General features: G+C 58.1%; 10 protein-coding genes and 2 pseudogenes. 5 read left to right on the top strand and 7 right to left on the bottom strand.

Features of this window, described 5'->3' with window-relative positions:
• Positions 1-740: 740 nt before the first annotated feature.
• The 3 genes from ILT44_RS25210 to ILT44_RS25200 form a co-directional block, all read right to left on the bottom strand.
• Positions 741-3,449, bottom strand: coding sequence for a cadherin-like domain-containing protein (locus ILT44_RS25210; protein WP_204242364.1), 2,709 nt, complete (start codon positions 3,447-3,449; stop codon positions 741-743).
• Positions 3,450-3,947: 498 nt separating this feature from the next.
• Positions 3,948-4,778, bottom strand: coding sequence for an N-acyl amino acid synthase FeeM domain-containing protein (locus ILT44_RS25205; RefSeq protein WP_204242363.1), 831 nt, complete (start codon positions 4,776-4,778; stop codon positions 3,948-3,950).
• A 2-nt stretch (positions 4,779-4,780) separates the two neighbouring features.
• Entirely contained in the window at positions 4,781-5,335 is a 555-nt protein-coding gene (locus tag ILT44_RS25200) for a methyltransferase family protein (RefSeq protein ID WP_204242362.1), read from the bottom strand.
• Between the two features lie 181 nt (positions 5,336-5,516).
• Here ILT44_RS25200 and ILT44_RS25195 point away from each other — a divergent pair, with 181 nt between their 5' ends.
• Positions 5,517-5,657, top strand: a complete 141-nt coding sequence (locus ILT44_RS25195) for a hypothetical protein (RefSeq protein ID WP_204242361.1) — start codon at positions 5,517-5,519, stop codon at positions 5,655-5,657.
• 509 nt (positions 5,658-6,166) lie between these two features.
• Here the strand turns inward: ILT44_RS25195 and ILT44_RS25190 are convergent.
• Entirely contained in the window at positions 6,167-6,610 is a 444-nt protein-coding gene (locus ILT44_RS25190) for a helix-turn-helix transcriptional regulator (RefSeq protein WP_204242360.1), read from the bottom strand.
• 759 nt (positions 6,611-7,369) lie between these two features.
• Here ILT44_RS25190 and ILT44_RS25185 point away from each other — a divergent pair.
• Positions 7,370-8,485, top strand: coding sequence for a helix-turn-helix transcriptional regulator (locus tag ILT44_RS25185; protein WP_204242359.1), 1,116 nt, complete (start codon positions 7,370-7,372; stop codon positions 8,483-8,485).
• A gap of 90 nt (positions 8,486-8,575) precedes the next feature.
• On the opposite strand, the pseudogene ILT44_RS25180 reads toward ILT44_RS25185, so the two are convergent.
• Positions 8,576-8,926: pseudogene (locus tag ILT44_RS25180) on the bottom strand (DDE-type integrase/transposase/recombinase); the annotation flags it as partial.
• Between the two features lie 55 nt (positions 8,927-8,981).
• Positions 8,982-9,971 carry an IS5 family transposase gene (locus ILT44_RS25175; RefSeq protein ID WP_204242357.1) on the bottom strand — a complete coding sequence of 330 codons (990 nt, stop codon included), beginning with the start codon at positions 9,969-9,971 and terminating at the stop codon, positions 8,982-8,984.
• Between the two features lie 930 nt (positions 9,972-10,901).
• Here ILT44_RS25175 and ILT44_RS31770 point away from each other — a divergent pair.
• Both ILT44_RS31770 and ILT44_RS25165 read left to right on the top strand, forming a co-directional pair.
• Positions 10,902-11,114, top strand: a complete 213-nt coding sequence (locus tag ILT44_RS31770; protein ID WP_204242356.1) for a hypothetical protein — start codon at positions 10,902-10,904, stop codon at positions 11,112-11,114.
• Between the two features lie 394 nt (positions 11,115-11,508).
• Entirely contained in the window at positions 11,509-12,714 is a 1,206-nt protein-coding gene (locus ILT44_RS25165; protein ID WP_204242355.1) for a hypothetical protein, read from the top strand.
• Between the two features lie 145 nt (positions 12,715-12,859).
• Here ILT44_RS25165 and ILT44_RS25160 read toward each other — a convergent pair.
• Positions 12,860-13,753: pseudogene (locus tag ILT44_RS25160) on the bottom strand (IS5 family transposase); the annotation flags it as partial.
• A 119-nt stretch (positions 13,754-13,872) separates the two neighbouring features.
• Between ILT44_RS25160 and ILT44_RS25155 the strand changes: the two are divergent.
• Positions 13,873-15,198 carry an MFS transporter gene (locus tag ILT44_RS25155; RefSeq protein ID WP_204242353.1) on the top strand — a complete coding sequence of 442 codons (1,326 nt, stop codon included), beginning with the start codon at positions 13,873-13,875 and terminating at the stop codon, positions 15,196-15,198.
• Positions 15,199-15,220 lie beyond the last annotated feature (22 nt).

The following is a 15,220-nucleotide window of genomic DNA, read 5'->3' as shown; positions in this document are numbered from 1 at the left end:
ACCTGCATGTCATTGCTCTGGTCTGTATTATGCTACGACAGGCCGTAAACTACATCGCGGTCCATAACAGCCTCTAGCAGCAGAGGGCAGATATGAAGGCGGTTACATGGGTACTTGCACTTTGCGTCAGCATACTAGCCGTTCCAGCATTGGCTCAGAAGGCTAAGCCAAAGGAGCCTCGAAATGGCGTTCCTCTGAGCCGCGATGAGCTTATCGATACCTTTACGTTAACGACCATCACTTTCGGAACTGGGGACTATCCAAACGGCTGCGAAGTCCTGTGGGGAGGAAACTACGGCGTTGCAACGTTTGTTAGGAATTGCGGTCGCGCCGACGGTCGATACAGCGCTTGGGCCTGGGGCGGCAATGAGATTAGATTTATAGGACAGCGCGGGGTTGCTCGGCACCTTTACTTTTATCGTCGCCAGAATGGACAGTACTATGTACTTGATGAGAGCGGCAACTACGCCGAGATAGCCTCAATCCGGCGATGAGCGCAGGCCATGTCTGCCACTCCTAGAATTGTGCAATGGGTAGAGAACCGGATGGCGTATGCGAGTGCCTTATAGGGCTTGGACCACCTATGTGTCGATTCCCTATTCCGGAAGGATGGAGCACACGAAGGCGAAGATGAAAGCGCCGTCCCTCTCTTGGCCTTCACTCAGCCCATGGGACCGCAGTAGGCTTAGATTAGAGACGATGGGAGTGCTCAGTGTCAGCCCAAGCACTCCCGCATGAGCTTAGATGACGAAGAGATCCTTGTAGGTCATAGCAAGGCCCTTCTTCAGCTGAGCGAACTCGATGGCCTCTCCCTTGCCGGAACCATCCGCATCGTACGATACCACCCCCGTCTTCTTGTTGTAGATGACGTAGTCGTCCTTATCCTTAGCCTTGTCCAAGCTGAAGAACTTGCTGGACAGTAGCTTCGGCTTGGCGGGCGTGCCCGAGCCCAGCTTCTTGAAGATGGCGTTGTCGAGATAGATGCTATCGTCCTTAACCGAGAAGTCCTTAACGGTGTCGAAGTTCACCTTGCGGTCGGTCGTAGATGTACCGAGCTTGGTAGTGAACACGAATGCATCCTTGCCCGAGCCACCCGTCAGGTTGTCGTTGCCGAGCCCGCCATTCACCTTGTCGTTGCCAGCGCCAGCATCAATGGTGTTCTTGCCCACGTTGCCAGTGATGCTGTTGTTCAGAGCATTGCCAGTTAGAGCGATGTTGCCGCTGCCCGTCGCAACGAGGTTCAAGTCTTCCGCCGACAAGGTATAGCTCGTCGAGACTTGTGTTACCGGATCCTGCGTGGCAGCGATGCTGAGACTTGCTGTCGAGGAAGCCGAGTACTGTCCGTCGGTCACCGTGAATGCAAAGGACACCGGTCCGCTGTAGTTCGCGGGGGGCGTATAGCTCCACGTTCCAGTTCCTGTGTTGACCAGGGTGCCACCTCCGCTTGCGACCGCAAGGGACGAAATGGACAGAGAGCCTCCATTCGGGTCAGCAGTATTAGCCAGAAGCTGGCCCGCTGTAATCGTGGTTACGGTATCCTCGAGACCTCCCGCCAATACGACAGCCGACGCAAGTGGAATGCCGATATCGATGCTCTCAAACTGAAGCAAGTCGCCGAAGGGATCATTAGGATCGGGGATGTAGAAGTGCAACTCAGCCGCGTTGGAAACGATGTCAGTGCCATATGGCGATCCCGCCCGCAGATCCTTAACCTCAAAACTATTCCCAACCTGTGAGACTTGGAAGATGTTTGTGGTCGAACCATTGTTGGTGAGCTGAATGAATGTCACACCAACTGTCGTGATGGTCTTCGAGATGGTTCCTGTTACCCCAGTCAAATCATAACCGACAAGGTCATTAAGCCCGCCGCCGCCATTGATGACGTCGCTGCCAGCGCTGCCGGTCAGATAGTCGCTACCAAGACCGCCGTCGAGTGTGTCGTTGCCGTCACCTCCATGCAGGTTATCGTCGCCGGCTCGCCCAAAGAGAGCATCGTTACCCTCATCGCCAGACAAGCCATTGTTTCCGTCATGGCCATAGACTGTATCGTGGCCTCTTCCGCCTTGGGCGTTCACGTCTGCACCGTTCGTGATACCGACAATCAGGCTAGCATCGATGATGTTGCTCAAAATGCCGCCTTCGATGAAGAAGTCGCCACCCCCTGCGGTGTAAACCGAAACTCCGACCTGGAGTTTCACGAACGAGCCGCCGGGCACTGCGAATTGAATTTCATCGATGTTGCGGACGGTGTCAGTCCCAAGGGCTGCACCAAGCCCGACTCCCTTGACCTCGAAGGCATTGGCGCCACTGACCAACTGAGTGATCTGGAACACAGTGGTGTTGTCGAGCCTCACATCAGCCGTCGTCGCACTGGTCTGCACAATTGAGAGAGTGCCTGCTGTGCCAGCGGGGAGAATGAATCCGGCAACATCGTTTGTGTTGCTGGAACTGTTAGCCCCATCACCGCCATAGATCGTGTCGTTCCCAGAGCCGCCCTCCATATAGTCGCTGAAGCCAGAGCCGCCGAAGAGCACATCATCACCGGCTCCACCGAGAACGACGTCCCGTCCAGCGCCACCATGGATGGTATCGTTTCCGTCTTCGCCCAAGAGGCTGTTGTCCTGTCGGTCGCCTCTGATGTTGTCATTTCCGGTTGTTCCACGAACCTCCTCAATATTGACGAGGGTGTCCGTGCTGCCGCTCGTATCCGTGACGGTTCCCAGTTCAAGGTTGACGCTTACGCCATTGCTGTTGTTCGGATCACGACGATAATCAACAGAGTCGAAACCGGCGCCGCCATCAAAGAAGTCATTGCCCCCTAAGCCACGGAAACTCTGGAAGCCTGCGCCACCCAGGAATACATCATCCCCGTTGGTGCCGCGAACTCGTTCAATCCCATCGAAGGTATCCGTACCTGCGGCCTGGTTGATGCCGCCATTGCCATCATTAAATGTGACCTTGCCGGAGCCTTCGATGTTTGAATCGAAGGTCACGGTGATTCCTTTTGAGGCAATGCTGTTGTCGTAACCAGTATGGTAGTTGAGCGCGTCAATAGCTCTAAATCCAGAGGTTGTGTTGCCCGTGCCACCGCTCATCGTGTCGTCGCCAAGACCGCCGAAAAACGACTCTTCACCCGACGTCGTGCCGATAAGGCGGTCAGCGTGGTCGGTGCCCATGGCGTCTTCGATGGAGATGAGAGTGTCGACCTCGCCGTCTGCGGGCACACTGCCTGTGCCTTGCCAGGCACGTCCCTGCACCAGGTCGATGGTTACGCCGACTGTGCGTCCTTCCCGCGAGTAATCAGCGAAATCAAAACCGTCGCCACCATCGAGCGTATCGTTGCCGGCGCCACCAACCAGAACATCATCACCCAAGCCGCCCGCGAGGCTGTCGTTTTCTGCCTCTCCAATCAGCTCGTCGTTGCCATTAGTACCAGAAATAACTGACATCATAAACTCCGCTTAAGTTGTTGTGCTGAGAGGGTGAATGTGGCGATTCTAACCTTTGAAAGCCTCTTCGTTTGCTCGTTGACTGGTGCTGTGTTCCACGCCCCCGGACGGCTGAATTCTCTCGATTGAAACCCATCCGACACACAGCCTGAGGATCGGGGCCAGGTAGGCGCGGTCACCTTGGATCTCCACGATCCGGTAAGGGTGAGCGCGCCGTTCATGCGGAGGGCGGTGGATTATTGTGCTCCCAAGATCGGGATGCTCATACGCCGGGCCGGCAACCGCCTGCGCTCCTGCATTGGCCTCTTCTGAGGGGCGGCCTTGGCCAGCCCTCAGCCTCTCTAGGGTCGAGATGACAACCCGGGCTTGGGCGCGGTAGCGATCGGTAACCACCCGGGTAAGAGGGCCCTGCGCCCGGCCCGGGTACCACGAGGTGCCACCTGCCTTGGCAAGCTCTTCCGCAACGATCTCAATTTCCTCGTCCATCATGACTTCCCCTCAGGTGGAATATGCCGGGATCGATGGCCTGCCCTCGGCGTGTGATCCCTTAGCCTCGCCAGCCATGGAGGGCAGGAAGCACGGCGATTTCGGTGCCGTTGACCGAGGCGCATCGAGCTTCCCGTAAAGATGCTCGGCGGGAAGCTGTTGGCACGGACTTGGCGGTCCCAGGACGCGCAGCCGTTCCGCTAAGGACGAGCCGAAGAATGGATGTCGGTCAGTAACGGCTGCCGCTTCCGAGGCGAAGTCGACAGTCATGAGCCCTAAGGGCTTAATCAGTGTCGGGTAAGGTCGCGGAGCACATACCGGACGGCACCGGAGCACCCGCCGGTAGAAGGTCTCGTGCTCCGCCCTGACAGTCGCGGTCACGGTATCCGCGCTTAGGTGCTCTGCGAGCATGAAGGGCAGCCGCAGTGTCGCGTAGGGCAGCTCCGGGAATGCACGGGACACGTCAGGGTCGGCTACGAAGCGGTTTGGATCAACGATGGTACGCCCCGCATCGAGCTCCCGCTCAAGATGGTCGGGAAACGCATCCAGGGCCGGCGAAGCTCGGTTCTCGGCGTCGACGGCATGGATCCTGATCGAGCCCACGAGCAAACCGTCAACGTGGATCCCAAACAGCCGTGCGTTCGGCGCGTCGTCGAACCTGTCCCAGAGCTGCGCGGTGGTGTTCGGGCTGATCGCCCCTTCGCGGAGATAAGCCCTGTATCGCAGCCTATAGACCGCCTCCCGCTCAGCCGCGGTTCCCGTGCGGCGGTACTCGAGGCGGGCCAGGAACTGGCGCATGCGCTGATCTAGGGTTGGCTTAGTGCGCTCGGTTTCCACCGCCATGCTCACGCCCCTCTCGGCTTCGGCCAGAACAGCCCGGCGCTGCGGGCGTAGGTGCCATAGGCGTCACGGAGCGGGCCACGGCCGAACCGGCGCTCCTCCCCGAGAGCCGCAGCGGTATAGATTCCTCCCAGAACGATCAGGAACCCGGTGCATGCGGGCGACAGGGTCGCGACCGAGCACCCAGACCAGAACACCAAATAGGAGGCGTAGAAGGGGTGGCGGATGTACCGATATGGCCCCTGCCTGAGCAGGAACAGTGGCTCACCGTCGTCAAATGCCAGCGCAAGGCGCTGCTCGCGGGAGGCGCGGATCGCCCACAGGAAGAGAGCGAGGCCCGCCGCCTGGAGGGCAAAGCCGGTCAGGTGCGCCCACCAAGGCTGATCAAGCGCCCAGAGCTGGTGCAGGTAAGCCACGAACGCGGCCAGGGATAAAGCTGACAGCACCCGCATGCCTGCTGGCATCCCGTCGGAAACGAAATGGCCGCGCACCGCCCAGGCAATGGCGCCGAAGACAATGCTGCCGGATGCGGTCAGTCCCGCGTCGAGGATGTCGTGCATGCGTGCCCCCTTTGTCATGATGCTAAGGAGGCGATTGAACGGTGGCATCTCCCAAATGGGAGAGATGCCTCTCATTCGAAGGGGGTATCACAGGGCGGGCGTCTCTCCCCATCCTATGCTCCAGGCATCGGCACGCCAGGGATCCTCCGAGCTGAAAAGATCTCTCGATCAGTGGTTCGCCGTGAAGCACGTCAGTATCCTCGATGCCCTCGACACGATCTACGCGGCCGTGCTCAACAGGGAGCACGGACCGACTACCCTTGATCACATTGCGCAGGCGGTTGGCAGCGTCATCGCGCTTGTCCCGTCACACAGGACATGAGGGCGGTCTCCTCCGAGCGCCTGCCCGGGTCGAACACCGCTTACCAAGACACGTGGTGGCGCTCCGACCGCCGGTCAGGCTCGGCCATCACTTTTGTGGATGAGTGACATCAAGGGCGCGATCGGCTTTCACCTTCTGAATTACACTCGTTTCTGATGAGTTCGTTGAAGAGGCCCAGTGCATAGAAGCGTGAATAACGGGGCGTCCGTTAGAATCATTATGAGACTTGCGATGAGGAAACCTGAGAAAGCCGTGGTGGGGCAAGAGCGGATCTCTGAGGAGCCATCAACCTGCACGCGAGCCACGATCGCACCACTGTTCTTAATAGGTTTCAGGGTGACCGAAATGGTCCTGAACAATTGGATGGAAAGCCACTCTGTGGCGTGAAAGACCGACATGAGCGTGTCGGTTTATATCTACATCGCGAGACCTCGCGCTAAGCGTGGAGGACCGGCGATCCTCCGCAAACAGGCTTACCATGCGCGCTTGTTGTCCCGCAGGATCGATTGTCAGTCGCGTTCATCCGAGATCAGCGATAATCGAGTCAGCAGTCGGACCAATTCCGCTTGCCGATTTGTTCCAGTCTTCGCGAACAGCGACTTTGTTTGAGACCGTACCGTGCCGATGGTCACTCCAATGACTTCGGCTGCTTCTTGCAAACTGACTCCGCATGTTAATCTGTTGCCAACCCGAGCTTCACTTTTGGTAATCCCAAACACCTCCTGAAGAACAGCGTATGACGGTTCAGGGCAATCCTCCGGATCAACAACAACAAGCGCGAGTGCTGCATCATCAATATGAGGCCTTGCCTCAGGCTCAAATGGAACCACACGTACAATGAGAGGGCGCTTATGGATCCTCTTAAGGCCGAGGGTTTGCCGCCCAGGGTTTTTCGAACGATCCTCGAATTTCAGCGCTTGATCAAGCATCGTCTGGAACAAGGTGTCAGACATACTATCAGTCGCGCATACTCGGCTATGCTTTATTGTAAAGGTATCTCCGAAGGCACTCTGCGCCAGCCTATTCAGGTGAACTACGCGCTTGCTCTGGTCCAGCAGGATGCATCCACAATTCATGGCCTTAAATATACGGAACATTATCTGCGTGAGCAGAGAGCGTCTTAATCCCAAGCCAGCATCCTGTTTCATTGGGCCACTCAGCATAAAAGGAGCCTTTTCCAAGATTGGCGCATGGGGGGATACCGACATCTCCCAAATGGGGTAGGAGTTCTGGCCCCCCTCTGTTTAGACTTTGCCAAAGCGCTATGGAGAGCAAAGTAGCTGACAGAGGGCAGTTAGCGTCATAATAACTTGGAAAAGTCAGTGAACACCAGCAAATGAAAGGATATGTAAGGTCGACGCCCCTAATTATGCCGAGCAGCTCGCATAATTAATAGCAATAATTCTGTCTAAATAATGTAAAATTACGAAATTACGGAGCGAATACAAATAATTTATTTGAATACATATCTTACTAAGCTCTAGATTCGAGTGACTTGGAGCGAGATTGTCAAGATCAATCTAAACAAGCCTTTCGGCGCCTACCCACCAGCGCTTATATTGAATAGATAAAAGGATTTTCTCAGATAGTCTCCGATATCAAAGCGTTGATCTTGAGGGCGTATCTTAATCAAAGAACAATCCAAATGGCTAATTGCAGCACAGAGCCAATGCGATCTTATATAGCCTGACAATTGGTTGATAAGGGTGAGTATGAGCCACAATAGCCCGATCACAGAAGTACTAACCGATCACATCTACGGGGCTCTCCTTGGTGATACAGGTTGGCAGAACTTCCTAGATTCTTTACGATCAATCCTGCCAAACGGGCAAGCACACCTTTTTTACCACGACATTAAGAGTGGAGCAGGAGGAATCCCCCTCAGCGCCGGGGTCGATCCTGTTTATGCAAGCTCATATGAGGAGTATTTTTCTAAGAGAAACCCTTGGATGAAGGGAGCGAGTACCCGCCCAATTGGTCTGGGAGTGCCGGCGAAAGCCATGCTCCCTCATGAAGAACTTCTGCGATCGGAATTATATTGCGACTGGCTGAGGCCACAGGGTGTTGATACAGCCATCGGCGTTACCGTTGCACGCGAACAGGGCTGCAACTTCCTTCTGAGTGTCACCTATAAAGATGCTGGTGATCACGAGGCTGTTGCGGCAGCGCAGATACTGCAAACGTTAGCTCCCCACCTGAAGCGAGCCTTCGGGTTTTATAGGCGGAACCATGGTGGGAGCCGCGCGCTCCTAAACGAGGCTTCGATTTTTGACACCCTCCAGATTGGAGTTGTCTCACTGGGCCTGCATGGAACTGTAAAAAGCTTGAACACCACAGCCCAGCGGCTCATCGAAGCCGATCAAGGCATCTGGGTTGACCGCTTGGGACGACTGCAATGCTCTCTAGCGGAAGTGATGCATACCATGAACTCTGAGCTTTCCATTTGGGCTGGAAGCGCATCAACCTCCCGTCTGAGGACGTGGCTCGTGTCTCGGCCGCATTGGAAACTGCCGCTGCGCATCACAATGTTTCGTCCGAGCCGAAGCGCATCGGAGGTGTATTTTTCAGGGCCAGAGGCGCTGCTCCTCTTGGAAGACCCGGAGGTGAGCGGCAAACCAGCCATTGAGTTGATTGGCGGGCACTATGGGCTGACACGCGCCGAACAGCGTGTCATAGCGGGTATCGCTGAAGGGAAAACATTAGACGAAATAGCCGCCGAATTTAGAGTTTCAACGGGAACTGTACGTACGCAAACGAAGAGTATTTTCTCCAAACTTGGAGTTCAACGACAAGCAGATATCGTACGAATTGTTCATATGCTTGGTTAAGGCAAGGGCAGAGAAAAGTAAGGGGTAGTTGTGACGGCTCTGTCACGAATTTTCGATGGCGATGGAAAGGGACTATTTCGCCCGTAGCCCTCACGCAGTCAGTTTTTCGAATTGCTCGGCGAGAGATAGCGGCCGATTGCAGGCATACTTCGCCTGCTGTTTGCGCATCATATGGATCATCTCGATGCCACCCAAGATCGCCCGGGCGCTGTCGATGGACTTGAAGCCGAGCATCGGTCGCACACGGTGTTTGACGGCGCGGTGATCCTGCTCGATGCGGTTATTGAAGTATTGACTCTGCCGGATCCTGATTGGCGTGAGCCCACGTCTTGAACGGTCCTGCAGCCGGCTCGCGGCATCACACGACAGGATGGCCTCACGATTGGTCTGGCTCCCGTCGATCACGATCCGCTCGGGGCGACCGTGCCGATTGAGAGCCTTGGGCGTTGGTGCAGGGATCGTGAATTTTGCGGATCATGATCTTTGATGGCGCGTCCTATGTAGCAGCTACCTTGGAGCGGGCGGACTTTGGGCGTGCGCATGCCAGCATACGATTGAGGACGGCGCAGCCTATGGCGACCTCTGTCTGCTGGGCGTCGAACGACCGCGCCCTTAGCCGCCTCCCGTTGATGGCCTTGTATCGGCCGATCGCGGTCTCGACCAGAGACCGCTTGCCGTAACCGGTGACAGCTTGCCATGTCATCCGGCCATCCGTGTTGATCGCCGCAATATGGCGGTCCCGCTGGCTGGGCGGCTCGATATTCGACCGATCGACGGCGTTGACCCGCGGCGGAATGACGATCGCCGCATCGGCGCTGTGGCTGGTGACGGCGTCGTAGGTCGGGTTGCCGTCATAGGCGCCATCGGCGGTGAATTGGCGGATCGGGATGCTGATCTGGTCGAGCAATGGCTCCACCTGCGTGGCGTCGCCGGTGTCCTGATCGGTCATGACGTGGGCGATGATCTCGCCGCTGTCGGCATCCAGCGCCAGATGCAGTTTTCGCCAGCTCCGCCGCGACCTGGCGCCGTGCTTTTCTTCCAGCCACTGGCCGGCGCCGTAGATCTCAAGCCCAGTGCTGTCGATGAGGACGTGAACGGGCCCTTCTCCTGACAACCGGCCACCTTGCTGCTCATCAGACAATCGCCAGGTCCGTGCTCGCCGGCTGAGGGTGGTGTGATCAGGCACGGCGAGATCCAATCCCATCAGTTGCAGCACCGATGTGAGCAAGCCCTCCGTCTGGCGCAGCCGCAGGCCGAACACCATACCCAACATCAAAGTGGTCTCGATCGCCAGATCGGAATACCGCTGTTGGCCGCCACGCGTCATGCGCTTCGGCGCTTGCCACAGCGACAGCGCTTCGGGCGTGATCCACACCGTCAGGCTGCCTCGCCGGCGAAGGCCAGCCTCATACTCCGGCCAGTTCGTCACCTTGAGCTTCATCTTGCCGATACGATGACGGCGGGCAGCATTGTGTTTGAAAGGCATGACTGGGACTGAGCGGCTCTTTAGATCAACAGCCGACTACATCCTGACCACTAAACGATCCGTGCACCAACGCTGCGTCTTGACTGACTCGTCTATCTTTGCGCCTGAGAGGCGGGCTCGGATAGCTCACCGAAGCTCATCAGCTGGTGTTCTAGGACCGCAGGATCGTGCGACGGCTCAATTAGTCGGAGCGTAAACGAGTTGACGGAGAGTTAGGACAGCGTCAACTCCTTTCCGAAGCGACGCTCCCAGGGAAAGCCTCCGAGTGTCAGGTTGGCACGTCAGAAGGGAAGCGTACTCCGGTGTGCGATCGGCAGCGCTGATGGTGAGCGGCGCTCAATGCATTCAGCGGCCGAAACAGTTTACTTCCAGCCACTGCGCTCAGTTGAGACATTGTCTTGGTTCGTTGTCTTATGGGTTCCAGAGATCGTGTCGCGGCTCCGCTACCCAACCCGCTGGAACCTGAGGTGCAGCCAGCCTTTTGCGCTCTCACAGACGGGCCCATTGTTTCCGATAACAAGCTGCCGAAGCCTGTCTCAACCTGCCTTGGAGTGGTGTCTTGGGCAGCAATGAAACACACCACTACTGGCGAGGCCATTACTTCCGAGAAGTTTCCATTATCGGAATGGGTGCGTTGCTGAAGATCACTGCTGTCCGAGTGTTATCGGAAGTATCGTGATCCATCATCAGCTTTGGTCTCCCATCCTTCAGGATCGTGGGGAAACAACGCGATCAGCGAAGCGGCCGAGGCTGCGATGCCCTCCTTCCAACCCCGCATAGGGGGAAACAACCGAGGTTAGCCACGTCGCCAAAAGTGCCGAGCGTCATCTTCCAACCTCCATAGGGGGACAGGTAAGGGCCTGCATCTGCGCTACGTCCTGGGCAGCAACATCGTGATCACCGGCTTCGAGCTGAACAAGGGGGACCGCTATGTCGCGTCGCCGTCCGTCGTTTTCTAACATCCATTCCAGGATGCGCGTCCACCAGAAGTCGCATGATCTGGGACAGGTCCGGGTCAACTTTGCCACCGTGAAAACGGCGGCACTCCCCCTTGTTCCCGCCGTGGTGAAACGCTGGCTGCCGGACGGTCGCCAGGAGGCTGCCGAGTGGGTGGTTCGCAATCCGCGTCGGGATGACCGCTAACCCGGCAGCTTCAAGATCAACCTGCGCACAGGCCGCTGGGCGGACTTCGCTACTGGCGATAAAGGCAGCGATGTCATCTCCCTCGCTGCCTACCTGTTCGGCATCTCTCAACTCAAGGCCGCTCAGCGCATTGCCAGCATGCTTGGCGTCAAGGTCGAGGAGGCGCCTCGTGGATAGCCTCGCTCAGGGAGTATTTGCTCCTCTCTCGGCCGATGAGGTGGGGCACGTCCCCACCTCTACTCTGCCCCAGCAGGACAGTCCTCTCGTCCTCCTACATGCCCCGGAGGGAGCCGAACCGCCGGCCATCGCTGCGGCACGCCTTTGCAAGCGAAAGCCGCACGCGATCTGGCCCTAAAAAACTGCTGAGGGTCACCTGGCGTTTGCCGTCATCCGCTTGAACGAGCCGGGAAACGGCAAGTCGATCTTGCCCTTGTCCTGGGTGCGCCACCCGAATGGTCAGGAGGGCTGGGGCTGCAAACAACCCCCTGCCCCTCGCCTGCTCTACAACGCCGACCAACTCGCCGCCCGTTCCAACGGGCCAGTCATTGTGTGCGAAGGCGAGAAGACAGCCGATGCGGTGGCCCGGCTCTTTCCGGATGCGATCGCAACCACTTCTCCCGGAGGAGCAAACGCTGCAAAGAAAGCCGACCGGTCACCCCTGAACGGTCGCAAGGTCGTGGTCTGCCCGGATGCGAACGACAAGCCGGACAAGAATAGCCACAAGCCGGGCAACATCTATGCCGCGGAGGTGATTGCAGCGGCTTTCGCTCATGGTGCCACCGAGGTTCACCTCGTCGACACCACAGCGATCTCCTGCATGCTCCCGGACGGCAGCTCGCGCGAAGGACCAACAGGATGGGATCTTGCAGATGCCATCGAAGGGGGCTGGGATCTGAGCGACCTCCGGACGGCTATCGAGGCCCACACGCAGGTGTGCCGTGCCCCGATGCCGAGCAGCGATGACGCGATCAGAGCGATTACCTCGGACCCGGACTTCGCACGCACTCTTCAGGACCTCGCCGCGCTCCGTCCCGGTGATTATCAGATCAGGCGCAAGAGCGAAGCCAAGCGCTTAGACATCTCGGCTGCAGTGCTCGACAAGTACGTGCGGCAGGTGCGCGGTGATGAGGCAGAGAACGAGCGGGAGCGCTCCCAGCGCGATGTGCTCGTTGAGCTGGTGAGTGGCGCCGAACTCTGGCGCGATGAGACCGGCGACGCCTATACCACAGTTCAGGAGGATGGCGTCTTCAAGACCTCCCGGATCCGCTCGGTTGACTGCCGGGGTTGGCTGATCCGGAGCTGGATGGCGCATCACAACAATGGTGGGCTGCCGTCCGCTCCGGGTAATCAAGCTCTGCAGGACACCCTCAATGCCTTTGAGGCACGCGCCCAACAGGGACCGGTGCACTCGGTCTTTGTTCGGATCGGTCATCACCAAGACCACGTGTATGTCGACCTGGGCGACGAGCACTGGCGCGCGGTCGAGATCTCGAGAGAAGTTGCCCCTGAAGCCAAAATGGATGCGCTGGGCGACCTACTGGCGGCATGTGGAGGCCTGCCACCAGGCGGACCGAGCAACGCTCGCATTTCTGATCTCTAGCACGGAGAAAATGTGGCGAGGCCTATTGCGTAGGGAAAAACATTTCAGGACTTCATCTCCCTGGCAAATGTTCCTCCAGCTGGACCACCTAGACAGGTCGGGATCGGCTTTAAATAAGTAGTCGGCCCTGAACAATGCCGTTTGATCAGGCGGCAATTGGATTCCAGGGGTCGGCGGAAGTATCTGAGTGCGCGGATGAGCCCATTAGGGCCGCAATGATCCAGACGACAATAAATCTGAGCCAGGTCAGGATCAGCCGCAGATTGTGGCCGGCGGCCACGAGCAGCGCATTCGTGGCGTCGCCCGTAACTCCCAGCAGGTGATTTCGTCCAAGCCGCCCGTTGGCCTTCATGTGCCCGATCATCGGCTCGATCGCAGACCGGCGTCTCAGTTCCCGCTTGATCGTGGGCGTCAGACCCCGCCGCTGTCGCGTGATGAACACTCGATCCGACTTGGCGTAATAATGCCCGCGATATCCCTGGTCGACGTAGATGCAATCCGGCTCGATGCCCGTCATGGTAATCACCTGGTCCGCGGTGGCACTCAGCGTATGGCCATCATACGAATAACCCTCCAGCGCCTTGGACGCGAACACGAAGCCTTCCCGGTTGGTCACCGCCAGCGCGACCTTGGAGCCGAATTCGTAGGGACGATGCGCTTCGCCTTTGGCAATGTACACCACCTCCGGCGCATGCAGGTTGTAGAGCTTGTTCTTGCTCGTGCGCTCCTGCACCAGGAGGCGCTCTGTGAGGCCGAGCAGAGGAGCAAACCGGCGTGAGAAAACCTCATCCCCGGCGACTTTCCCGGCGATATCGCGATAGACCCGGCCCAAATAGGTCTTCAGCCGCTTCAGTTCGCGGCGCATGCGCCGCCTGACGGGCATGGGCATAGCGGCCCACCTGCACGGCTGCGCGTTTGGCCAAGCGCGTGTGGGCCTGTCGCAGCTTGAGACCGTACTCTTGGCCTGCCGCACCCGAGCCAGTACTGCCTTCAGGTACAGCTTCGCTTCGGTGGGATGGGTGATCGCCTTCGGCTGCACTTCGCGCGAAGCTGCGAACTTCATGGACAATCTGTTGACAATTTTCCTGCCCAATTTCTGTGTTACGGTGATGAGTACGCCGACCGTCGGCGGGGCCTCAGCGTTTAAGGGAAGAAAGCATGAGCCAAACCACAGCCCTGTCGGTTGGCTTTAGATCTGAAGGCGAGCGCCGAGCCACGCTCGATGCGATCTATTCGAAAATCGCGTGGCGCCTTCTGCCGCTCCTGTTCATCCTTTGGATGCTCGCCTGGATTGACCGGACGAACATCGGCTTCGCGAAGCTGCAGATGCTCCAAGATCTCGGCTTCAGCGAGACGATCTATGGTTTAGGCGCAGGGATCTTCTTCATCGGCTACTTCCTTTTCGAGGTGCCGAGTAACATGCTTCTCCTAAGGATCGGCACCCGGAAGACCCTGGCCCGTATCACTATCGGCTGGGGCGCCGCGTGCATTCTGATGTTGTTTACGCAATCGACTTGGTATTTCTATATAGTCCGCTTCCTCCTCGGAGCCTTCGAGGCGGGCTTTCAGCCTGGTGTGATCCTCTATCTAACCTTCTGGTTTCCTGCGCATCGGCGTGCGAAAGCGTTTGCGATCTTCATGTCGGCAGCCGCCGTCTCGTCCATCGTCGGCGGTCCGATCGCCGGCCTTATCATCAACAATCTTAGCGGCGTCGGGGGGCTGGCAGGGTGGCAATGGCTCTTCCTCATCGAGGGCATCCCGAGCATTCTCGGAGGGCTGGTCGTGCTGCGCTTCCTGAGTGATATGCCGGCGCAGGCAAGCTGGCTCAGCAGCGAGGAGAAGGAACTTCTGCGAACTGATCTTGCTGCCGAGAGCGCGGCGAGCGGGCATCGCGAGCACGCCTTCGGCGCGGCGCTGCGCGATCGCAAGCTCTGGCTACTGACGCTGACCTACTTCTGCATCGTGGCGGCCAACGCGACGCTGGCGTTCTTCGCGCCGTCCCTGGTTCGTGAGCTCGGGATCACCGACCCACTCAACATCGGACTCCTGATCGGCCTCTTGTACATGTTCGGTGCGGGCTTCCAGGTGCTCAATGGACATCTCGCCGACAACATCAAGAACAGCCGACTGCTCTGCATCGTCGCGGTGCTGGTGGGCGCGGCCGGCCTTGCCGGGGTCGGGATCTTGGCCGGCTCCAATCCCATTCTGGCATTCATTTGCCTCGTCATCGCCGTGTCGGGGACAATGAGCGCCTTTCCGGTTTACTGGCAGATGCCGAACTTCTTCCTCGTTGGTGCCGCCGCTGCCATGGGCATCGCGTTCATCAACTCTATTGCCAATCTTGCGGGTTTCGGAGCACCGTTCATGATGGGTGCGATCAAGGATGCAACTGGATCCTTCTCGACCGGCCTCCTGATTGTCGCTGCGATCGAAGCGTGCGCTGCGCTCCTCATCATTGCGTTCATCCGCAGGCCATCGGCCTGAACAATCGCCGGGCGTCTACGAA

Origin of the sequence: Microvirga arvi (assembly GCF_016892765.1) — a bacterium.
GTDB lineage: Bacteria > Pseudomonadota > Alphaproteobacteria > Rhizobiales > Beijerinckiaceae > Microvirga > Microvirga arvi.
The sequence above is the reverse complement of the archived record's forward strand: the minus strand, read 5'-3'. Positions and strand labels throughout refer to the sequence as shown.

What these genes read in the sequence shown, in the direction of transcription:
- ILT44_RS31770 (WP_204242356.1), top strand. Translation starts at nt 10,902, where the DNA reads ATGTCGCGTCGCCGTCCGTCGTTTTCTAACATCCATTCCAGGATGCGC.
- ILT44_RS25190 (WP_204242360.1), bottom strand. Translation starts at nt 6,610, where the DNA reads ATGTCTGACACCTTGTTCCAGACGATGCTTGATCAAGCGCTGAAATTC.
- ILT44_RS25200 (WP_204242362.1), bottom strand. Translation starts at nt 5,335, where the DNA reads ATGCACGACATCCTCGACGCGGGACTGACCGCATCCGGCAGCATTGTC.
- ILT44_RS25205 (WP_204242363.1), bottom strand. Translation starts at nt 4,778, where the DNA reads ATGGCGGTGGAAACCGAGCGCACTAAGCCAACCCTAGATCAGCGCATG.
- ILT44_RS25185 (WP_204242359.1), top strand. Translation starts at nt 7,370, where the DNA reads ATGAGCCACAATAGCCCGATCACAGAAGTACTAACCGATCACATCTAC.
- ILT44_RS25175 (WP_204242357.1), bottom strand. Translation starts at nt 9,971, where the DNA reads ATGCCTTTCAAACACAATGCTGCCCGCCGTCATCGTATCGGCAAGATG.
- ILT44_RS25210 (WP_204242364.1), bottom strand. Translation starts at nt 3,449, where the DNA reads ATGTCAGTTATTTCTGGTACTAATGGCAACGACGAGCTGATTGGAGAG.
- ILT44_RS25155 (WP_204242353.1), top strand. Translation starts at nt 13,873, where the DNA reads ATGAGCCAAACCACAGCCCTGTCGGTTGGCTTTAGATCTGAAGGCGAG.